15 protein-coding genes are annotated in these 21,285 nt (G+C 61.6%); 7 read left to right on the forward strand and 8 right to left on the reverse strand.

Annotation, left to right across the window (positions count from 1 at the left end; genetic code table 11):
* Positions 1-11: 11 nt before the first annotated feature.
* From NP945_RS18560 to NP945_RS18590, 7 genes are all read right to left on the reverse strand, one after another.
* On the reverse strand, positions 12-1,052 hold the full coding sequence (locus NP945_RS18560; RefSeq protein ID WP_127267494.1) for a glycosyltransferase family 2 protein: 1,041 nt from the start codon (positions 1,050-1,052) through the stop codon (positions 12-14).
* On the reverse strand, positions 1,049-2,416 hold the full coding sequence (locus NP945_RS18565) for a lipopolysaccharide biosynthesis protein (RefSeq protein ID WP_128307787.1): 1,368 nt from the start codon (positions 2,414-2,416) through the stop codon (positions 1,049-1,051). The genes NP945_RS18560 and NP945_RS18565 overlap by 4 nt, the downstream gene beginning before the upstream one ends.
* A gap of 183 nt (positions 2,417-2,599) precedes the next feature.
* A complete protein-coding gene (locus NP945_RS18570) occupies positions 2,600-4,831 on the reverse strand; it encodes an exopolysaccharide transport family protein (protein WP_256747175.1) in 2,232 nt (743 codons plus the stop codon).
* A 1-nt stretch (position 4,832) separates the two neighbouring features.
* Positions 4,833-6,830 carry an asparagine synthase (glutamine-hydrolyzing) gene (asnB, locus tag NP945_RS18575; protein WP_256747176.1) on the reverse strand — a complete coding sequence of 666 codons (1,998 nt, stop codon included), beginning with the start codon at positions 6,828-6,830 and terminating at the stop codon, positions 4,833-4,835.
* The gene (locus NP945_RS18580; protein WP_256747177.1) at positions 6,830-8,089 is read right to left on the reverse strand and encodes an O-antigen ligase; all 1,260 of its coding nucleotides are present in this window, start codon (positions 8,087-8,089) and stop codon (positions 6,830-6,832) included. Before NP945_RS18580 ends, asnB begins: the two co-directional genes overlap by 1 nt.
* Complete coding sequence (locus NP945_RS18585) at positions 8,086-9,294, reverse strand: glycosyltransferase family 4 protein (protein WP_256747178.1); 1,209 nt, start codon at positions 9,292-9,294, stop codon at positions 8,086-8,088. The genes NP945_RS18580 and NP945_RS18585 overlap by 4 nt, the downstream gene beginning before the upstream one ends.
* Positions 9,295-9,784: 490 nt before the next feature.
* On the reverse strand, positions 9,785-11,548 hold the full coding sequence (locus NP945_RS18590; protein ID WP_256747179.1) for a calcium-binding protein: 1,764 nt from the start codon (positions 11,546-11,548) through the stop codon (positions 9,785-9,787).
* 455 nt (positions 11,549-12,003) lie between these two features.
* Between NP945_RS18590 and NP945_RS18595 the strand changes: the two genes are divergently transcribed.
* Together NP945_RS18595 and NP945_RS18600 are read left to right on the forward strand one after the other, a co-directional pair.
* Positions 12,004-13,755, forward strand: coding sequence for a type I secretion system permease/ATPase (locus NP945_RS18595; protein ID WP_256747284.1), 1,752 nt, complete (start codon positions 12,004-12,006; stop codon positions 13,753-13,755).
* Positions 13,748-15,124 (forward strand): HlyD family type I secretion periplasmic adaptor subunit, encoded by a 1,377-nt coding sequence (locus tag NP945_RS18600; RefSeq protein ID WP_256747180.1) that lies wholly within the window; start codon positions 13,748-13,750, stop codon positions 15,122-15,124. The genes NP945_RS18595 and NP945_RS18600 overlap by 8 nt, the downstream gene beginning before the upstream one ends.
* 174 nt (positions 15,125-15,298) lie before the next feature.
* Here the strand turns inward: NP945_RS18600 and NP945_RS18605 are convergent, their stop codons facing one another.
* Positions 15,299-16,249 carry a LysR family transcriptional regulator gene (locus NP945_RS18605; protein ID WP_023808937.1) on the reverse strand — a complete coding sequence of 317 codons (951 nt, stop codon included), beginning with the start codon at positions 16,247-16,249 and terminating at the stop codon, positions 15,299-15,301.
* A gap of 93 nt (positions 16,250-16,342) precedes the next feature.
* Between NP945_RS18605 and NP945_RS18610 the strand changes: the two genes are divergently transcribed.
* Genes NP945_RS18610 through NP945_RS18630 form a run of 5 tightly spaced genes read left to right on the forward strand, consistent with a single transcriptional unit; the run spans position 16,343 to position 21,229 of the window.
* Entirely contained in the window at positions 16,343-17,248 is a 906-nt protein-coding gene (locus tag NP945_RS18610) for a dioxygenase (RefSeq protein WP_256747285.1), read from the forward strand.
* Positions 17,249-17,251: 3 nt separating this feature from the next.
* Positions 17,252-18,211 (forward strand): VOC family protein, encoded by a 960-nt coding sequence (locus NP945_RS18615; RefSeq protein ID WP_127266441.1) that lies wholly within the window; start codon positions 17,252-17,254, stop codon positions 18,209-18,211.
* Positions 18,208-18,867, forward strand: a complete 660-nt coding sequence (locus tag NP945_RS18620) for an alpha/beta hydrolase (RefSeq protein WP_023808934.1) — start codon at positions 18,208-18,210, stop codon at positions 18,865-18,867. Before NP945_RS18615 ends, NP945_RS18620 begins: the two co-directional genes overlap by 4 nt.
* Positions 18,864-19,928, forward strand: a complete 1,065-nt coding sequence (locus tag NP945_RS18625) for a maleylacetate reductase (protein WP_372337980.1) — start codon at positions 18,864-18,866, stop codon at positions 19,926-19,928. Before NP945_RS18620 ends, NP945_RS18625 begins: the two co-directional genes overlap by 4 nt.
* 26 nt (positions 19,929-19,954) lie before the next feature.
* Positions 19,955-21,229 (forward strand): ABC transporter substrate-binding protein, encoded by a 1,275-nt coding sequence (locus NP945_RS18630; protein ID WP_127318886.1) that lies wholly within the window; start codon positions 19,955-19,957, stop codon positions 21,227-21,229.
* Positions 21,230-21,285 lie beyond the last annotated feature (56 nt).

The raw sequence follows: 21,285 nt of genomic DNA on the forward strand, positions 1-21,285 counted from the left end.
CCAGACTCACCCTACCGCCGTCGTGTGCGCACCCGGCCCAATCTTGGGCGGATTGCAAACACGTGGTTAAGCACGTGCCAGCCCGCCACCTTCATGACGGAAGGCCGGAAGATCTGAATCCCGTCCAGGAACGTGGTCAACCAGGACTGCTGGTGGAACCTCATGGGAATACGAGCAACCCGCAATGCCCGCAGCAATGTCTCGGGAGGCGGGAGATGGTTGCGGTCCTTGATGAGATTCCAGTTAAGCTGCTTGACGGCGAGGGTCACTTCGTCGACCTCGCGGAAACTCTTTGACGTTGTAATGCTTGGATGGTTCGTCGCATCGTAAAAGGTAAGCGGATCGCTTATCGCCACCATGTCCCCATGGCTGGCTAGATCGACGAAGAACAGTTGATCCACTCCGGCCGGAATCTCTTTGTGCGTGCGCATCAAGCAGCCGGCACGAATGACGTCGCTGTTGATCAACAATGTGGATGGAATAATCCCCAGGCAGCGTGTCGCACGCACCAGATAGAGGTCCATCAGGCACTGCTGGCTGGAATAAAGCGAGATCGGTTCCTGCTCCTTGGGGACTTGGCGAAATCGCACTCGCTTGTCCTCGATTATGTTTGCCGCTGACGTCATGAAGGCGACTGAGGGGTACTGTTTGGCAACTTCGGCGAATGTCCTGAGTGCACCTGGCGCAAGCCAATCATCGTCATGCAGCAACTTGATCCATCGTCCGGAGCAAGCCAGCATAGCGTTGTTGGTGTTCTCCACCTGACCGCGACCTCGACTGTTTTCGATAATGCGGATGCGAGGTTCGCTCCGTGCGTAGTCGGTCACGATAGCCCAGGTCTCGCCCTCCGGTCCCTCGTCGTCGCTCACGACCAACTCCCAATCGGAGTAATCCTGGCCCAAGACGCTGTCGATCGCCCTGCGGATCGTATCCGGTCGACGAAAAGTTGGTATCCCGACCGAGATAAAAGGGCGTGACCATGAGACATCGGCCCGGTCATGCTGGGTGACCGCAACTGCCGCTTGAAGGTTGTCAATCGACGACGAATTCATGGTGTTTTTTCCTCGAGACATTCATGTTGGACGCACGTTGCAGCGCCTGCTGGTTGAGGGTCGTGGGTCAACAGGTACAGTGATGCTGCCATTTTCAGAGCGAAACCCGACGCGCCGCCGGCGGCCATGAAATAGATGACGGTGACTGGCTGCCAGCCCGCCTGGGCGCCGGCGAGCAGTGGGCCAAACACGAGAACCGCCCGTGCGAGGTCGATGACCAGTCTTGTTCCTTGCCGCCGTAACAGAGCGGGAACGTCGCTGAGCGGAGTCGACAACGCCTGTGCCGCGCCCATCAGCGCCAGTGCGGTCATGATTTCCGCAGTGGGCATCCAAGGCTCGCCCAGAAGCGGAACGACCACATAAGGCGCGGCGAGGCCGAGCAGCAAGATTGGCACCGCGGTAAAGGCGGCGGCCAGCAGGAGAAGCCCGCGCGCCACACCAAGCAGGTGTCCACGATTGCTGTTCCGGTTTGCTTCGGCGACAAAAACATTGCTGAGCGGTGTGGCGATCAGCGTCACCGGACCGGTGACCAGCCGCGCGGCCACGCCCAAATATCCGGCAAATGCGGTGCCGAACAGCCCGCCGACAAGGACTGCTGGAAGATTGTTGATTGCTATGCTCGCGAGCGTTGCGGGAATATCGAACAGAGGAAATTTGTATTCCCGCCGAGCCTTTTCCAGCACCGCACGCCAAGGTGCCCAGGCGATGCCACGCAAATCCTCCCAACTCATCACCCGACAGCCGATCAGCCCGATGAAGACGAACTGGCTCAGAATATGCGCATGGATCATGGCTTCGCCGCCGAGGTTGGCGATGCCGAAAGCCAATTGCAGTGCAGCCATGCTCGCCGGCAGGATCAGGCGCCCGAGAGCAAAATCGCGCAAAAGCCCGGCACGCAGACTCCAGCAGTTCATGGCTTCGACCAGACCTGCGCCTCCCATTCCAATCGGAATGAGCCAGGCGAGCGAGCCGAGGCGATCGGGAGCAAGGTTCGACAGCATCTGTCCGGCCGAAAAGGCCAGGACGGTCGTCACGAACACAGCCAAGAGAACAAGCTTGACCGTCACATAGGCCTGCGCGCTCCCCTTGACCCCATAGAGCGAAGCCTCGAAGCGCAATGCCGCGACCCCGGCGAGTATATTCACGATCGACAGGTAAATCGTAAAGACGCCGAAATCGGCCGGCGAATAGAGCCGCGCCAAAACCGGGATTGCAGCAAGAAGGGTGAGCTGGCCGACAATCGCCATTGCCGACACTCCGCTTGCCGCACGAATGATCGAGCCGATCGGGCTCGGCCGAACAACGATGATGGCTGTGCCGGCCGCAGGAACCGTCTTGGGTCTCAGAAGGTCGCTTGGTGCCATCGGTTCGCGCTTCCGAGGGAGGCAAATATCGGGGATTTCCGGAGCCTACGATGCACACCGGACCTTGCCATCATTCACCTGAATGACGCGCTCTGCTGACAGGCTGCACCGTGAATCGTCCTGGCCGCTCCCTGGATGAACCGCCCCCGGATCGTTCGTAGCCCAAGGACGAGCCTGTGGCCGTCATGCTATTTGCTCGCGCAAGAGGTCAGCGCTGTCCTCGAGCCGATATCCGGCATGTTTCTTCAGATTCACGCGCGTGAGGACACTGCCGACAGGTATCGCAAGAGAACCGTTGCCCTGAAGGAGTTCCAGCACCCCGCGAGCGAGGGTGCGTGGCGTTTTCCTCCACCGGATGGCGAAAAGAACCACGTCCGCCCATCCGGGCAGAAATTTGGCTTCCGGCCGCCCCAGCGCCGACGGCAGGTTTATGATCACGATGCGATAGGTCGCGTGCAGATCCGCCATCACTTTGCCTCCATCCTCGCACGATAGCAGCGCCAGCAGGTCGTCCGACGGAGCGGCGGTCATCACGTCGATCCCGATTTCATGCAGCCTGGCAACGGCACCTTCCAGGTCGCAGCGATTGCAAACATAGTCAGCGAAGGAATGGCGGTTCTTGCGCTCGCTGAACTGGTGCAGGAACTCGAGCGTGAGCTGAACGCCCTTGCGTTCAAGATCGACCAACAGGACTCGACCGCCCAGTCGCGTGCCGGCGAGCGCCAGGCTCCACGCGAGCTCGGTCCCGCCATCCTGCGGCATACTGGAGGTGACAAGCGCCGTGTACGACGAACGAGCCCTTAGCGCATTTGGTGCCGCCGCGATCAGCAACGACGTCACGGCGCGGCTATATGCGGACCTGCGCTCCCCCAGCACGAGGTTTCGCAGTTGTTTGGCATGCATTCCGCATGCTTCGGGGATCTGCCCCATACATGGAACCTTGAGCACCGCTTCCGCCTCGGCCTCGCCACGGAAAGTCCGGTCAAAATGATTGCGCATCGTGACGTACATCGCCCCAAGGATAGCGAATAGGATCATCCCGGGGGGAACCAGGAAGATGGCTGGCAATGTCTGCGGGATAGTCGGCGGCCAAGCCGCAGACAGGATCGAAATTCCAGCCGAGGGAACTCCGATACGCCGCGTCAAATCCTGTTGTCGACCAAGGAGTTCGTTATATCGCTGGGTCAGCAGGCTGACCTGCGGCTCGAGAGCCCGCAAGCCGGAAAGCCGGCTGGCGGTGTCGGCCATGACCGCATCCAGGATGTTCTTTCGGCTTTCGAGAGCGGCGATCTGTGCACGGAAAATGTTTGCATCGGCAGCAATCTTGTCGACGCCTTGTTCGATCTTGCTTTGCGTCGTGGCTCTGAGTTCCTGGTCTGCCGGCGCGAGAGCCTGTCGAGCCGCAAGGTCGGCAAGTTCAGGCGCGCCAATAGCTTCGGCCAGGGTGATGAGAGTGGCCCCTTGCTCTCGAAGCTGCTGGACGTACCGTAGCCGAGATTCCACGGCGGCGAGATCCGCCTTTGACATCGACAATTGCTGGCTGAGGTCGGCCCGTTCCCTGGCTGCATTGTCCGCCGAGCCTTGGTCGATGGCTCCGTGGCTCAGCCGATATTTCTCAAGGCGGTCAGCCGCTGCCTGCAGATCATTTTGCAGCCCGGGCAGACTGGCGGTGATTGCATCGAGCTCTTGCTGGTCGGATGCCTGCCTTTTCTTCGTTAGGGTGTCGACATAAACTTGAGCGAATGTGTTGGCCACGAGCGCCGCCCGGGCGGGGCTGTCATCGGCGAAAGCGACGGAGATCACTCTCGATCGCAGCTCCTGCCCGACCCGCATGCCTCGCCGCAAAGCTCTCAACTCGGAGGCATCCACGGCTTGTGGACCGTTGGCTGCCTGGTCCGCCCCTGGCCACAGCCGGTCCAGTAGACCGCCGGCAAGTGAGCGTGTCCTCGGGGGAGGGGTGGCAGACGGTTCAAGCCGTGAATTCCTGCTAGCGGAATTGTCCTGTCCGGTTTCCGCCGCACCTGTCTTGCGCAGTGCCGCCATGACGCGGCGCAGGTGATCTTGCGACGATAGCATCGTGATGTGGTCATCTATGCTTGAATCAACGAGGTCCTGCGAAGACGGGGCGCCGACGGGCAGTGAACCGCGCGAGGGGGCGTCGACGATAAGCTGGGTTGTTGACTCGTAGAGAACTGGTCGAAGGCTTCCCAGCAACCCCGCCAACAAGCCGCCCAACACAGCGAAAGCAATAATAGACCATTTTCTCCTTGCCAAAATCACGAAGAGTTGGCGCGACGCGGTGGGCGGCTCGACATATTCACGCAATGACCGCACGTGCACTCTGCCTTCGAGAACCGGTGCTGGCAGTTGATTGACCCGTGGCAGCTGGATCGGGCTGATTGCGGAACCTACCATCTTACACTCCTGCCAGGTCGAGTTCATGAGTTGGGCCGGTTTGCTGTGCTTGCCGATTGGCCTTGCTCCGCCAGGCCTGGAACATCAACGCGGACCACAATTCGCGGGAGCGGTTCTGGCCATCAATGTGATCGCGCCAGCAGGCGTCGATCTTCGCGGTGTCCAATACGTCACTGCTTTCGGTTCGCATATCGGCGAGAAGATCGGTGGCCCAGTTGCGCAGCGGACCCCGCAGCCATCCAGCAATAGGGACATCGAAGCCTTGTTTCGGACGCTCGATCAGGTGCTGCGGGAGATAGCGGCGTAGCAATTGGCGAAGGATCCATTTGCCGGCGCCATCACGAACTTTCATGTTGGATGGCAGCCGCCAGGAGAATTCGACAACGCGGTGGTCAAGGAGAGGACACCGACCCTCAAGGCTGTTGGCCATGGTGGCACGGTCCAGCTTCACCAAGATGTCGCCAGGCAAGTAGCCCGCCATGTCATCGTAGAGAAGACGGGAGAGCAGGTCGTCAAGCGGCGGATCGCCGTAGCCGTAGGTTGGTTCGGTCGGCCGCTGATATCCCAGGTTTTCAGCCTGTGGCCGCGCCAGCCGCTGAAACAATTCGTCTTCATTCGCCGCCGTCAGCAGCCGGGCGAGGCGTTCCATTCGGTCGCTCCGGATAAAATGCCTCGCGCTCGCAGAGAGCGGCAGTTTGCCAACGACATCGTCACGTCCGGCGCGTGCGAAAAAACCTGCTCCTGCCGCCAAGGTTCGGCGCAGTTGTCGGGGCAGGCGCAGGTGCCGTTTCAGCCGCTCCGCCATAAAGTGGCGCCCGTATCCTGCGAAGCACTCGTCACCGCCGTCGCCCGACAGCGCTACGGTGACGTGCTGACGAGCGAGCCTGGCAACGAGTAAGGTCGGTATTTGTGATTCATCGGCGAAGGGTTCATCCCAGACCTGGGGCAACTCGGGAATGACGTCACGTGCGGCGCTTGGCGAGAGGTGAAGTTCGGAGTGGTCGGTACCCAGATGACGGGCAACGGCCGCTGCATATGGAGCTTCATCAAAGCCGCCCTCTGCGAACGAGATCGTGAAGCTGCGAACCGGCTTGCAGGATTGGGCCTGCATCAAGGCGATCACGGCTGAGCTGTCGATGCCCCCCGACAGGAAGCCGCCCAGAGGCACGTCGGCGATCATGCGTTCCCGCACAGCCAGCCGAAGCCGGTTGTCCAGTTCGTCAATGAGGTCTTCGTCCGTGCCGATGACGGGGTTCCGTCGCCCATCGGCAGCGACGTCAGCCAGCGACCACCAGCGGTGAACGCATCGGGAAAGACGGTCCGCGCTGCGGTCTTCGGCAAAATTCGCCGCCGTGACGGAAAGGACAGAACCAGGCGGCAGTTTGAACACGCTTCGCCAGATACAGCGATGGTCCGGCACCCATCCCGTCGAAAGCATTGCCGCGGCGGCATCAAGATCAAGGTCGGGAGAAAAGCCCGGAAAGCAATTGATCGCCTTCAGCTCAGAGGCGAAAACCAGCGCATCTCGGATCGATGCGACATAGAGGGGCTTTTTGCCCATTCTGTCGCGGGCCAGATGCAGGGTTCTTGTCTTGAGATCCCACAATGCGAAGACGAACATCCCGGCAAAGCGATTGAGGGCGGCCTCAAGCCCCCAATGCTCGATTGCGCACAGCATCACTTCGGTGTCGCTGGCGCCTTGAAAGGTTTGGCCCGCACTCTCGAGTTCGCAACGCAAATCGCGAAAATTGTATATCTCACCGTTGAAGGTGATCACGTACCGACCGCTGGCGGAATGCATCGGCTGGTGCCCGGCGGCTGACAGATCGACAATTGCCAACCGCCTGTGGCCCAGTGCGATTCCAGTTTCGCGGTCGATCCAGAGCCCCTCGCCGTCCGGCCCCCGGTGACGCAGCGATGCAGTCATCCGCCCGATCGCTCCGAGCGGCTTTATGTCCGCGGCGTCGGAAGCCAATAGAATTCCCGCGATCCCACACATTAGGACACCCTCGGTTCAGCAAGCTGCCGCCGAAGTGCGGTCGGATTTCCGGCAACGAGGCAGAAAGCCAGCGAAAACCACACGATCGGATGGCGAATGATCAGGTGAGGCATGCTGAAGATTATCGTCGAGACACCAAGCACCAGCAGGGCGTCGAATCCTCCTCGCCAGGCGAAGGACATGGCGGCTCCCCCGATCCAGACCAACGCGATGACGGCGAGCAATCCGCCCTGCAGGTAAAGGTCGAGAACGGTATTGTGCGCTTCGAAAGGTCGCTGCAGAAATTGACGGTCGACGACGGGTGGCCGCTCAAGGTGAGGACCAGGACCCAGTCCCAGCGACCCGGATTTCAATCCTTTTTCCACGGCCTCCTGCCACAAATAGAGCCGGAGTTCGAACGTTTCGATGGTCCCTTCCCCGCCTTCGTCTTTGGTGAGGTTCTTGGCAAAATTGGCGACGCTGGTCTCTTCGGTGAGCGCGTACGGCGTCATTGCAAGCGCTAGAGGCAAGGAACCCGCCAACAGCAGAATTGCCGCCATGCGGGGCATGCTGGCGCGGCCACTCGTTGCTATCCATGCACGAAGCCGCAATCCGATAAAGATGAGGCAGCTCAGGATGCTGGTGTAGAGATAGGTGTCGCTCTTCGTCAGCCGGCCGACATAGAAGGTCAGGAGCAGGCATGAGAATGCAAGCAAACGAGCCCATGGATTGCGGGTGGTCGTAGCAAGATGCAAAGCCAGTGGGCCAAAAAGCGCGCAATAGAGCGCAAGTTGGTTCGGGTTCTCGGACCAGCCACGGAACCGGTCCCAGAACCAAGGATCGACGCCGGACTGGTGGATCGCACCATAAGCCAAACCAAGCTGTATCACAAAGGCCCCATTGGCAAACGCGACCACGCACCATGCGCTGCGGCGCAGATGCCGATCGGCGTCCGGCTCCGCCGCGGCCAGGCACGTAAAGCTTGCCAGCAACACATAGGCCATAACGTCATGCATCAGCCCGGTCAGATAAAGAACGGTGGTCAGGTAACCGACGATCGTGCCGATCCCCAAAGCGAGCGACAGGAGCAGCCAGAAGCTCGCCAGTTGGACAAAAGCGGGTGTGATCTGGAGACGACCGCCGGCGAGTATTCGTCCAATCGCCAGCATGATCCAGATCGCGATGAACAATTCGCCATAGCCGAGCGGCAATCCCGGAACGCCTAGTTGCGTCGCATAGGACATAGCAACGCCCAGGGCGAGCAAGGCGTCCCGGATCATTGATGTGCCCCGCCTCGGTGATTTGCGAGGCCGCCTCCAAGCCCAACGGCAGGGAGCGGTCGCATGTGCCCCGCGCGGAGTGTGTTGTCGTAAAGATCGCAGTACTGGTCGACCACCAGTGGCAGGGCAAATTGCCTCCGGACAAGTTCAACAGAACGGGCGCCCATCGCCTTGGCCGCCGCGCGGTCGGACAGCAAGTCTATCGTTCGCGAGGCGAGGGCATCGGCATCATGCGGCGCAACCAGGTAGCCATTCCATCCGTCTTCGACGATGTCGCTGCAGCCTGGCATCCTTGAGGCCACGATGGGCAGTCCCGCCAGCCCCGCCTCCAGCAATACACGCGGAACCCCCTCACGATACTGAGTGGGAAAGGCGAATACATCGGCCATGCCAAGGAGATCGGCGACATCGCGTCGTGGACCCAAGGCCAGCACATGAGGTGCATGCCGATCGAGCTCCGATTTGTCGATTGCGAATGAGCCCTCGGATTCTCGTGGGCCGACGAGCACAAACCGCGCCGCGGGCCTTGCGGACAGGATGCGAGGGATCGCATTGAGAAGGGTCGCCACGCCTTTCTGGCGCGTCAAACGGCCGACGAAGATCACCACTTCGGCGGACTGAAGGCCGAGGTCCTTTCGCATCTTCGCTGCTGAGGACCCGAGATGGCGCACCGTTGCGAACGCATCGACATCGATTCCGGAACTGCGTATCAGTCGCGAAGTTCCGCGGCCGATCAGCCGAAAGCGCTCGAAGAACAGTTGGTCGTCGCGATTTTGGAATACGGTCGCTGCCGTCCAGGAAGACGCAAGCCATTGCAGTGCGCAATAGACCGGACGCAAGGCCAGGGCTCGAGGCTCCAGCGATGAGAACGTCCACCCCAGTCCGTTGATGGTGCGAATGACCGGAACAGTTCCCCGTACCGAAAGGGGCGTCAACAGATTTGGCTTGGTGTCGAAGCTCTGGATGATGTCAGGCTGAAGCTCCTGCATCAAGCGGCGCATCGTTCGGAGGGTGCGCCATTCCCCGCCTCCGCTTGCAAAGCGGTCGAAGGAGAACCTGTGATGCGAAATGTCATGCCGAAGAAACGGTACGGGAGAACCGCTCGAGACCGCCGTAACGCGAAAGCCTTTCTCTCGCAGCGCGATGAGGAAGGGAACTCTCAAGGCGTGATCCTCGCCTCCCACGCAGACCAGGTGCGGGTTCATCTGCCTCTCCCAAGCGCACATGGCCGATTGGCTCTCGATGCTGCCATGGCCCGGTTTTCATCACCTCTGAGCGCATGCCGCCCGAGTGCACGCTAGGGGGACACCAGGTGCCTGTCCTCGTCCGTTTGAATGACACAGGTGATGTTTGGAAGGGTGGCGACCAGCGAGGCGAGATTCCCTCGCGATTGCCGGAGCGTTCATGTGACTCGTGTCTTGCGGGATGAGCGCGGTGGCTGGTCTGCATCACCTTGGTTGTCCAAGGTTTTCGAGTGTCCAATTGCGGCGGCGTGGCGCCTGAGCTCCGCGGTTCGCTGATGGCAAAAAGTCTTTGATGCGTGGTTGCGCTGGGCCGTCAAGCCGGCCTTCGGCCCGCGTCACCCGGTCTTCAGGACGGAACCCGCACCAGCTGTTGGTCCACTCATCCGGAACATCTGTCGGCGAGGCTCAGGGGCCTCGCCGACTTCTTAAAGCATTTCTTCGCTGGGCTGGTTCAGGTGACCAGGAAAGACGATGCGGTAATCGACAGATGCGGAGAGAGGCTCGCGAAATGGATCTGGTTTGCGCCTCCGACGCCGTCGCTGTCGAAAGAAAGAGCTCCCGTCGAACTGTTGTAGATAATGTGATCGGAATTGTCATGCGCGGTTTTGCCGGCAAAGAAAGCGTCCGACGAGAGGCCCCCCTGATCGAGACCGGCAAAGATGGAATGATCGAGGTGGATCTTGTCCTGGGCTTTGTTGAAATCAGTGATCCTGTCGACATTTCCAGCACCAAGGGCGGTACTGAACACGAAGGCATCACTGCCGCGGCCACCGGTCAAAGTATCGGCTCCACCGCCGCCGTCGATCTTGTTGGCGCCGGCGTTGCCTTTGACGGTTTGAGCGAACTCATTGCCCGTCAGGTCGATCGCGGCCTTGCTGGACGCCTTGCTGGTCGCGAGTTGTTCGATGTACGAGCCAGCCGATAGGGCGAAACTCACAGAGGCGAGGACTTTATCGATGCCGCTGCCCTTCTGCTCCACCACCTTGTCGTGAGCATTGTCGACGGAGTAGGTGTCATTGCCACCATATCCGGTCATCTTGTCGGCGCCACCGCCACCATTGATCTTGTTGGCGCCGCCATTCCCGTAGATGGCTTGGCCGAATTCATTGCCGGTCAGGTTGATGGCCGTCCTGCCCCCAGAGCTGGCAGTGGAGAGCTGCTCGATATGTGAGCCCGCCGTAAGAGCGTAACTGACCGAGGCCATGACCTTGTCAGTGCCGCCGCCTGGCGCTTCCATCACCTTGTCATGGGCATTGTTGACGAGATATTTGTCATTGCCCGTGGTCGCGTGAAAAACGTCTGCGCCGCGCGTGCCATGGAAGACATGATCGCTGTCCGACGGGGCCGGCGCGGCCGGAACTGGAGCGGCGGCGTCTGTCGGAGGCGTGGCCGGAGCAGGGGCGGCGACGTCGGTTGGAGGCGGGGTCGTGGTATCGATCGGATCGGTTACTGGCGGGGCGGCCGAGCCACCGGTGCTTTGGAGGTTGTGCTGTTGGAACAAAGCCTGCAACTCCGGCGAATTTTCCAGAGCTGTGTCACCGTTCTGCGAGCCCCAGGCATAGGCATAATCGAAAGCAGGCGACGGAACCAGTGCTGCCCAATGATCTATCATCGTTTGCATCTGGTCCGGCGTCGGCATCTGATGCTTCCCGCCCGTGTCGGTCGTCCAGTTGCCACCGCCAAAAGTCTGGTAGACCGGAATGATTTTGTCGATGGGGATGCCGGACTTGACGGCCGCAGCCACGGCCCTGTCGATCATGTTGTAGTCGACCGTGCTCACGTCATCGCGCACCGGGTAGGGGTCCAACCCATAGTAGTCGATGCCGGTATTTGCCGGATTATACGTGTTGGAAAAATCCGGGTTCGTTGGAGAGCCCATATTCATCATGGTGATGAAGGTCTTGGCGCCTGGAAAATGGGAATGGATCCAGTCCGACTCCGCCTTCAGGGTTTCGGCACTTGCATATGTGCCCCATCTGCCGGTGGGATCTGGCTCGTCCATCAGGAAGAACCCGAACACCTTGGGATTGTTGAGAAAGGGCGTAACTTGTTCGATGAAAGAGGAGGTGACGCCGTCGTGGGCGCTGAGATAGACGAGGCCTTTCATGCCGTCCGGCAAAGCATTGACCTGCGAGAGATATTGAACATCGACCAGGTTGAACCCGGCGGCTGCGACTTCGGTGGCTGATCCACCGGACGCATAATGGAGTGTCATCCAATGATCCTTTGGTTGATTCGATTTATGCCCCGCGTCTGCTTAGGTGATTGCTACATTAGGATGAAATCAAATACGAAACACAGCGAGATAGAATGTTTGATTGATCTAAGTAGTTGCTCAGTAGAAGGTATTTTGCTCGGCCGACCGTGGCACCTTTGAAAGTGTTTGGGAGCAAGGACATACGCCTCTTTTGCCGGCTCCGTTCTGACCAGTTCCTTTAGCGAAAATCGTCATTTTTCGGGAAGTTATCCCCAGACAGGGAGACGTCGGCGGTCGCGTTTCGCTGGTTCACGCCACGAATCCGCTGCATTTTCCTCAAAGTCGACGTATGTAAGCAGAGCATAAATAAGGGGGGCGACGGATAGCGGCTGCTATGCGCACTAAGAAAGGTTTGAGCCATTACAACTTACGGAAGTAACGGCGCGGCAGTGTCGCGCGAACGGCCGCTGGTCATGAAAACATCGGGGGCCGGATCTCCCGAGCTACGTTCCGCCATTCTCGCCTGCATGCCTGGGCTGCTTGGCGTGGCGCTGTTCTCGGCAGTGATAAACATTCTCGCTCTGACCGGTTCGGTCTATATGTTGCAGATCTACGATCGCGTTCTGCCGTCGCAGAGCGTTCCCACCCTGGTGGGGTTCACGATCGGAATGCTGGGTCTGTATGCGGTCTATGGGCTTCTGGATTTCGTGCGGCTTCGCGTGTTGGTCCGCATCGGCAGCCGTCTCTATAGGAATTTGCAGCAAAAGGTGTTCTCCATCTCCCTGTCCCTGCCGCTTAAGGCAGGGCGTGATGCGGACCGTCTGCAGCCTTTGCAAGATCTCGACCGACTGCGCGGCTTTCTCTCCGGAACGGGACCGACGGTCATATTCGACGCCCCGTGGATCCCCTTTTATCTGCTGATCATTTATTTGCTCCATCCTTCGCTCGGCCTGCTGGCGACGGTTGGTGCGATCGCGGTGGTCCTCTTAACAGGGATCGCGGAAGTGTTTAGCCGAGGCCCCGCCGCGCGTGCCTCGGAGGAACTGCTGTCGCAGCGGGCGCTTGCCGATTCCGGCCGCCGCAACGCCGAGGTCGTTCACGCAATGGGGCTGTCTGGTCGATTGGCTCGACGCTGGAGCGACGTCAGCCGCGCCTATCTCGCCCAGCAGGAACGTCTCTCTGACGTCGTTGGTGGCGCCAGTTCGCTGTCGAAGGCCCTGCGGATGGCGTTGCAGTCCTGTGTTCTCGGTCTCGGCGCTTACCTGGTGATCGGCGGCGAAGCTTCACCTGGGGTGATCATCGCATCTTCCATTTTGCTTGGCCGCGCCTTGGCTCCGGTCGATGCTGCGATAGCAAACTGGAGAGGCTTTCTGTCGGCCCGGCGCAGCTATTCCGAGCTGGCGGCGGTCATGGCGGCATTCGGCCGCCAGGACGAGCCAATGGAGTTGCCTCGGCCGCAGGCGCGGTTTGCGGTCGAGCAATTGACCATTGCGCCGCCCGGCTTGCCAAAGCCAACCGTGGTCAATGTGAGCTTCCATCTGTCGAGAGGCGCTGGGATGGCCGTAATCGGCCCAAGCGGTTCCGGCAAGACAACTTTGGTGCGTTCGTTGGTCGGGGTGTGGAAGCCGCTCCATGGCTCGGTGAGATTGGACGGCGCCTCTCTCGATCAATGGAACTCGGAACAGCTCGGCGCCCATATCGGCTACATGCCGCAGGATGTGGAGTTGTTTGACGGCACGGTAGCAGACAACATTTCGAGGTTCCGAGGCAAGACGGATCCAAAAGGCGTCCTTGCGGCGGCAAGAGCAGCCGGCGTCGAGAAAATGATAATGCAACTCCCCCACGGATTTCAGACCCGCATCGGCGAGGGCGGAGCGGCCCTGTCGGCAGGGCAGAGGCAACTCGTGGGTCTCGCCCGAGCACTTTATGGCGAGCCGTTTCTTGTCGTGCTCGACGAACCGAACTCGAACCTCGACGTGGACGGGGACGCTGCCCTGGCCGGCGCCATACGGGCAGTGCGTCAGCGCGGAGGCATCGTCATTGTCGTTGCGCATCGTCCCTCAGCTCTCGCCAACATCGATCAGGTACTGGTTATGTCGAATGGGACGGTTCATGCCTTTGGCTCGCGCGAAGAGGTCTTGGCGAACGTGCTCCGACCGTCACCGCCTGTTCCACCTCGGCCATCTTCTTTGGCGCCGATACCGGGGGTTGCCGGGCATGCATGAGGCTCTGCTCGAAACATTCGTCACCTTCTCGTCGTATGCTCGGACCCTTCGTGGCAGCAAACCGCCTGCCGTGAGCGCGCCAGATCTGTCGGACGGTATACGGGCCAACCTGATATTCGGCTTGGCGATTACCGGTCTGCTGGTTCTTGGCGGTGGTCTGTGGCTGGGGTTGACCAACATCGCCGGCGCTGTGGTTGCACCAGCCACCGTGGTGGTGGAAACCAACGTCAAGAAGGTCCAGCATCAAACCGGAGGCACAGTGGGCGGGATCTTCGCGCAGGACGGAGATCATGTACGAGCCGGCGACGTGCTGGTCAGACTGGATGACACGCTGACTCGTGCGAACCTGCAAATCATCAGCGAGGATCTCGATCGCGCGACCGTCCGCCTCGCTCGGCTGGAGGCGGAGCGAACGGGCCTGGCGGAAATGCAACTGCCGGTCGACCTGAAGGCGCGAATGAACCAACCGGAGCTGGCTGCGCTCGTCAATGGCGAGCGCGCTCTCTTTGAAACGCGCGCTTCGGCTTTGGCTGGACAGAAGGCACAGTTGAGAAGCCAATCCCAGCAACTTGAACGTCAGATCGACGGCCTTAAGGCGCAACAGAGCGCGGTGGATGAATCGGTTGCTCTGCTGAACAAGGATTTCGCGGACGTTGATTCCCTCTACGCCAAAAAACTCGTCTCCAAGGAGAGGCTAAGCAACATCAAGCTGGATGCCACCCGGGCCAGGGGAGAATCGGGGCGCCTCGCTGCAGCAGTAGCTGAAGCGCAGGCGCGCATCAGCGAAACGGGGTTGCAGATGCTGCAACTGGATGACCAAAGGCGCACTGACGTGACGACCGAACTCCGCGAGACGGAAGCTAAGCAGACCGAACTCAACGAACGGAGGATTGTGGCCCAGGATGAATTGACCAAGACAACGATCCGCGCGCCGCAGTCCGGAACGATACAGGAATCGGCTGTCCATACCGTCGGCGGCGTTATCGCGCCTGGCGAGATGCTCATGACCATCGTACCTGATGCCGATGATCTTGTGGTGGACGCGCTGATCCCGCCGTCGCGGGTCGACGACGTCCGCCCGGGGCAGCCGGTATCGATCCGTTTTCCGGCGTTCGACGTGGGAACCACTCCGGTCTGCCAAGGGTCAGTGAAACACATCTCGGCAGATCTGATTAAAGATCCGCAACGTCAGCTTTCCTATTTCTCGGCGCGTATCAAGGTTGAAAGCAAATCGAACTGCCTGACCGAAGCGAAGGTGCTGAGGCCAGGTATGCCCGCCGAGGTTCATATCCGCACCGATGAACGCAATGTCTGGTCCTATCTGTTGAAACCCTTTGTGGACCAGATGTCCAAGGCGTTTACGCAGTGATGGCGAGGTGGAGGAGGGAGAGCCAATAGGATATCGGGATTTCTGGCGGCCCGACGGCTTTTGGGGGCGGGCGGCCGTCGAGCCTAACCGGCGACGCGGGGATGAAGCGCCTCCGGCTGGAGGAAACATGCGCGTTATGTGACGCCACCGCATCATTCGAATAGCCAGGCTGGATTACCGCCCCCAGACGACGGCATTCTCGTGCCGTTTGATGATGTGCTTCAGATTCTCGAAGGCGGTCGTGACGTGGCCGGCGAAGCGCTCTGCCGCGGGCGAGCGTGGCCCGCTGACCCGGCGCAGGATTCCAAGCGAGCGGCTGGGCTGCGGAATTTCATAGGGTAGCACCGTCACCCGGTTTTCCTTGCGCTGCGCGAAGACCACGGAGAACGGCAGTACCGCCAGCGCATCGGTTTCGGCAAGGAAGTTGATCACGCTCATCAGCGAGCCTCCCGAATAGCGGACGTTGAGGTCCGACATGCCGATGCTCATCAGGATCATCTGCAGGTCCGACATCAGCGGAGAACCGGGTAGCGGGGCAACCCAGGGAAAGCTGGTCAGGTCATGCGCCCTGAGGCGGCGATTTCGCAGCAGGGGATGGTCGGGCCGGCAAGCCACGACGTTGCGTCCGGGCAGGATTTCCGTGAATTCGAAGCCGGGTCCCAGGTCGAGCACGCCGATCGGCACGATCCCGAGATCGATCTGGTTGCTCTCCAGCGCCGCGACCATCTCGGGCAGGTTCATGTAGCTTTGCTGGACGGTGACCTCGGGCTCGAGCTTCTGGAATTCTCCGATCATCCGGCTGATCATCGCATCCATGAAGAAAGGCACACCGCCGACACGGACGACGCCCTTGGTGCCTTTCATGAAGCCCTGCACCGCATCCGAGGCCTTGCGCGACGCGGTGATGATCGTGCGGCCCTGCGCCGCCAACTGGAAGCCGAGCGGCGTCGCCTGCAGCGGCCGGCGACCCTTGAGGAAAAGCGGCTCGCCCACCCGTGCCTCCAGCATGGCCAGCGATCGGCTGACTGCCGGCTGGGTCAGGCCCAGCATGGCGGCTCCTTCCGACACGCCGCCGGCATCCAGCACCGCGGCGAGCTGCATGAGGTGGCGCTCGTTCAGCTTCATAGCAAAACGCTATACAAGGGACGTCACATCTCATCAAGCACCGCGTCGGGCCGTGCTATTCCGCTTGGCAAGGGGAAGGGAGGCCCCGGCGGAATGCACGGCCAGCACGACCCGAAGCGAGATGAATTCTCCAAGGCGATCTCGACGCAGGCCGAGGAATTCTCACGGCGCCTGACGGCAATGGGCCAGTCCCGCCTGGCGGCGGCGGCACAGGCAGCCGTCGACGGTTTGCACGCGCTGATCGTCGAGTTGCGGCCCTCCGGCGAGGAATTCCGGCAGGCGATCGATTTTCTGACCGAGGTTGGCCACTACGCCGATGCGCGGCGCCAGGAATGGGTGCTGTTCGCCGACGTCCTGGGCGTGTCTTCGCTGATCGAGGATCAGAACAGCCCGCGCCCTGTTGGGGCGACCCCAAACACCCTGGCCGGCCCCTTCTACCGGGCCGACGTGCCGGAGATGCCGCTCGGCGCGAACATCTCGCGCGATCACAAGGGTGAGCCGCTGGAAGTTGCCGGCCGGATCGTCGCGCTCGACGGCGCGGGGATCGGCGATACGATGGTCGAGATATGGCAGGCCAATGCCGAGGGTCTCTACGAGAACCAGGAACCTGATAAGCAGCCTGAATTCAATCTGCGCGGACGCTTCCGTACCGATCCGCAGGGGCGGTTCCGCTTCACGACGGTGAAGCCGAAGGGCTACACGCTGCCGTCGGACGGCCCAGTCGGCCAATTGATGTCGGCGCTTGGCCTTGGCCTCGAGCGGCCGGCCCACATCCATTTTCGCGTCTCGGCGGAGGGCTTCGAAACGCTGACGACCCACATCTTCGACCGGTCGGACCCCGCGATCGGCCGGGATGCCATCTTCGGGGTCAAACCCGAACTCATGGCCGAGTTCCGCGCGCTGCCGCCCAACGGAGGAAAACGGAAGCACGCGCTCGACCTCAACCTCGTGCTCTGCCCGCAGCGGCGGGGCGAAACCGAAACCTCTGGGAGGAGATGACCGATGGCACGTGTCAGCGGCTACCACCATTTGACGCTCTCGACGGACAGCGCTCAGGAAGATTTTGATTTCTATACCAAGGCACTGGGCCTGCATTCGGTCAAGCGCACCGTCTTGTTCGATGGCGTCATCCCAGTCTATCACCTCTATTACGGCTCGCCCAACGGCGATGCCTCGACGATCATCACCACCTTCCCGTTCCGCAAGCCAGGCGTCTATGGCCGCCGCGGGTCCAACCAGTCGCGCACCATCATGCAGTCGATCCCCAAAGGGGCCGTGGATTTCTGGGTCGACCGGTTGAACGCGCGCGGCATCGAGGCCATCAAGATCACCCGTTTTGGCGCCGACCGTGCGGCTTTCGCACATCCCTGCGGCATCCCGCATGAGCTGGTGGAAAGCGACAGGGATCCACGCGCGCCCATCGCCAACGAAACGCAGGGCATCGGCAAGGCCCACGGCATCAAGGGAATCTACGGCGCCGTGGTGGCGGTGATGGACCGCACCGCCATGGACGACTTCCTGACCATCGCATTGCCGATGGAGAAAGAGGCCGACGACCACGAAGGGCTGGTGTTCCGCGTGCCCGACGCGGCCGGCGTCGCTCAGCGCGTGGAGGTCATTGTCGACCGCGACAGCCCGCAGGGCACCTGGACGCTGGCGGGCGGCACAATCCACCACCTCGCCCTCAACACCGGCGACGAAGAGAACCAGTTGAAACTGCGCGCCCATATAGAGGGCCTCGGCTTCACCGATATTTCGGAGCAGAAGGACCGCAACTACTTCAAGTCCTGCTATGTCCGCTCCCCCGGAGGCGCGCTGTTCGAAATTGCCTGGACCACGCCCGAAGGCTGGGCCAAGGACGAGCCCCCGGGCCAGATCGGCAAGACGCTGGTCTTCCCGCCATGGTTCAAGGACCGCGAGAGTGAATTGCAGGCCGGCCTGGAAGAGGCGGATTTCACGTGAGTTCAGGCAGCGGTCCGCTCCGGCTTGGGCCAAGAGGTCCGGAGGCGAAGGCGATTTGCGTCTTCGTCCACGGCCGCGGCCAATCGCCCGAAGAGATGCAGTCGCATGTGCTGTCGCGGCTTTCCGCGACCGCCGTGGCCTTTATCTTGCCGCGTGCACCACACGGCATGTGGTGGGAGGCGCGTGCCGTCGACCCGTTGACGCCGGTCGCCCGCGCGCAGCTTTCCGACGCGCTCGACCACCTTGCGGCCGCAATGGTCGCGGCGCGGGCCGAACTGCCCGGACTGCCGCTTCTTCTCGCGGGCTTCTCGCAAGGGGCGTGTCTGTCGATCGAATATCTCTGCGCGGGGCTGCCGCCGCCGGACGCTTTGGCGGCCTTCACGGGCTGCCGTGTCGGCGTTCCGGCGGACGAAAGATCCGAGGCGGCGCCGGCCGGAATGCCGATCTATCTTTCCGGCGGCGATGCCGATCCCTGGATACCAGTCTCGGCGTTTGCCGATGCCGCGCAATCGCTGGGCCGGATTGGCGCGAGCCTGCGGGCCGATCTGTTCCCGGGACGGGGCCATGAGGTCTCGGACGCCGAGATCGTCATGCTGGGCACGATCCTCGACGACCTCGCGGCCGGGCGCGGCCCGCGCATGGAGGCGGCGCGATGATGGACAGCTTCACCTTTCCGGGCCTGACGACACGGGTGGTCTTTGGTGCCGGCACCATGGCTCGCGTCGAAGAGGAAGTCCGGCGGCTCGGCCATGACAAGGTGATGGTGCTTTCGACACCGCATCAGATGGGCGATGCGGAAAGACTGGCCGCAAGCCTTGGTGGCCTCGCCGCCGGGATATTTGCCGGCGCGGTCATGCATACCCCTGTCGATGTCACGGAAAAGGCCGTCGATGCCTTCCGCAGCAGCGGCGCTTCGGCGGTCGTCAGCCTCGGCGGCGGCTCGACCACCGGGCTCGGCAAGGCCATTGCCGTGCGCACCGGCGCCGACCAGGTGGTCATTCCCACCACCTATGCCGGCTCGGAAATGACCGACATCCTCGGCGAGACCGCGGCCGGCGAGAAGACCACCCGCCGCTCGCCGGACATCCGCCCCGAGACGGTGATCTACGACGTCGATCTGACATTGAGTCTGCCGGTAGGTCTCACCGTGACCTCGGCGATGAACGCGATCGCCCATGCGATGGAGGCCTTCTATGCCCCCGATCGCAACCCGGTGATCGTGCTGATGTGCAGGGATGCCATGATTGCCTTCCGGGACGGCATTCCAAGGCTGATCGGCAATCCGCAGGAGCGCGCAGCGCGGACGCAGGCGCTCTATGCGGCCTGGTGCTGCTCGACCGCACTCGGCTATGTCTCGATGGCGCTGCACCACAAGCTGGCGCATGTCTTCGGCGGCTCGTTCGATACGCCGCATGCCGAAACCCACGCCATCCTGCTGCCCTACACGACCGCCTTCAACGAAGCGGCGGTGCCTGATCTGTTGCGCCCCATCACTGAGGCATTCGGTGGTGGCTCGGCGGGCGGCGGGCTCTGGGATTTCGCACAGTCGGTCGGCTCTCCGCTGAGCTTGAAGGCGATCGGCATCGAGGAGACCGATCTCGACCGCGCGGCGGCGATCGCGGTCAAGAATGCCTATGCGAATCCGAGGCCAATCGATCGGGGATCGATAAGGGAACTCCTTCAGGCGGCGTGGGAGGGACGCCGTCCGGGGGCTTGAGAATAAAACAAGAGGGAGGAACTGCAGTGATCACAAGACGCAGCCTACTGAAAGCCTCGGCGGCGACAGGCCTGGCGCTCGCCGGTTCGCGCCTGGCGACGCCGGCCATCGCGCAAGGCGCCAAGATCCGCCTGGGCTATGTTTCGCCGCAGACCGGACCGCTTGCCGGCTTCGCGGAGAGCGATGCCTACAACATCAAGGCCTTCCTCGCTTCCGAGGCGGGCAAGAACTTCGAGGTCATCGTCAAGGACAGCCAGTCGAATCCCAATCGCGCGGCCGAGGTGGCGAAGAGCTTGATCGTCGATGACGAGATCAACCTGATGCTCGTCGGCTCGACACCCGAGAACACCAACCCTGTGGCCACCACCTGCGAGGCGGAGGGCGTGCCGGTCATCTCGACGATGGCGCCGTGGCAGCCCTGGTTCATCGGCCAGCAGGGCAATCCGGCCGATCCGGCCTCGTGGAAGCCTTTCAACTTCGCCTATCATTATTTCTGGGGTCTCGAAGACATCATCGCCGTCTACACCGGCATGTGGAAACAGCTTTCCACCAACGGCAAGGTGGGCGGGCTGTTCCCCAACGATGCCGACGGCAATGCCTGGGGCGACCCGAAGAATGGATTGAAGCCCGGCCTCGATGCCGCCGGCTTCAGCCTTGCCGATCCTGGCCGCTATCAGAACCTTTCGGACGATTTCACCGCGCAGGTCAACGCCTTCAAGGCCGCCAATGCCGAGATCGTTACCGGGGTGGTCATTCCCCCCGACTTCACCACCTTCTGGAACCAGGCCCGCCAGCAGGGCTTCAAGCCCAAGGCGGTGACGGTCGCCAAGGCGATCCTTTTTCCGCAATCGGTCGAGACGCTCGGCGATGCTGGCCACAACCTCTCGTCCGAGGTCTGGTGGTCGGCCTCGCATCCGTTCAAATCGTCGCTGACGGGCGAGAGTTCGGCCGAACTCGCTGCGGATTTCACCGCCAAGACCGGCCGTCCCTGGACCCAGCCGATCGGTTTTGTCCATTCGCTGTTCGAGGTGGCGGCCAATGTCATGGGCCGCGTGTCGGATCCAACCAACGCCGAGGCGATCGCGGCGGCGATAGCGGCCACCGACATGACGACGGTGGTGGGCAAAGTGGCCTGGAGCGGTGCGGGATTGCCACCTTTCGCCGCGAAGAACGTCTGCAAGACACCGCTCGTTGGCGGGCAGTGGCGCAAGAAGGCCGGTGGCGGCTTCGATCTGGTGATCGTCGAAAACGCCGGCGCCTCCGAGATACCCACCGCCGGCAAGATGGAAGCCCTGGCCTGACGCTGCCGAGGGCGGCTGATACCGCCGCCCTCGTTCGGCGCGACCCAAGGATGACA

The organism is Mesorhizobium sp. LMG17149, from assembly GCF_024518695.1.
GTDB lineage: Bacteria > Pseudomonadota > Alphaproteobacteria > Rhizobiales > Rhizobiaceae > Mesorhizobium.

Coding starts and splice junctions, on each gene's coding strand:
- NP945_RS18625 (WP_372337980.1), top strand. CDS start 18,864: ATGATGGACAGCTTCACCTTTCCGGGCCTGACGACACGGGTGGTCTTT.
- NP945_RS18565 (WP_128307787.1), bottom strand. CDS start 2,416: ATGGCACCAAGCGACCTTCTGAGACCCAAGACGGTTCCTGCGGCCGGC.
- NP945_RS18580 (WP_256747177.1), bottom strand. CDS start 8,089: ATGATCCGGGACGCCTTGCTCGCCCTGGGCGTTGCTATGTCCTATGCG.
- NP945_RS18600 (WP_256747180.1), top strand. CDS start 13,748: ATGCATGAGGCTCTGCTCGAAACATTCGTCACCTTCTCGTCGTATGCT.
- NP945_RS18615 (WP_127266441.1), top strand. CDS start 17,252: ATGGCACGTGTCAGCGGCTACCACCATTTGACGCTCTCGACGGACAGC.
- NP945_RS18605 (WP_023808937.1), bottom strand. CDS start 16,249: ATGAAGCTGAACGAGCGCCACCTCATGCAGCTCGCCGCGGTGCTGGAT.
- NP945_RS18570 (WP_256747175.1), bottom strand. CDS start 4,831: ATGGTAGGTTCCGCAATCAGCCCGATCCAGCTGCCACGGGTCAATCAA.
- NP945_RS18595 (WP_256747284.1), top strand. CDS start 12,004: ATGAAAACATCGGGGGCCGGATCTCCCGAGCTACGTTCCGCCATTCTC.
- NP945_RS18610 (WP_256747285.1), top strand. CDS start 16,343: ATGCACGGCCAGCACGACCCGAAGCGAGATGAATTCTCCAAGGCGATC.
- asnB (WP_256747176.1), bottom strand. CDS start 6,830: ATGTGTGGGATCGCGGGAATTCTATTGGCTTCCGACGCCGCGGACATA.
- NP945_RS18585 (WP_256747178.1), bottom strand. CDS start 9,294: ATGAACCCGCACCTGGTCTGCGTGGGAGGCGAGGATCACGCCTTGAGA.
- NP945_RS18590 (WP_256747179.1), bottom strand. CDS start 11,548: ATGACACTCCATTATGCGTCCGGTGGATCAGCCACCGAAGTCGCAGCC.
- NP945_RS18560 (WP_127267494.1), bottom strand. CDS start 1,052: ATGAATTCGTCGTCGATTGACAACCTTCAAGCGGCAGTTGCGGTCACC.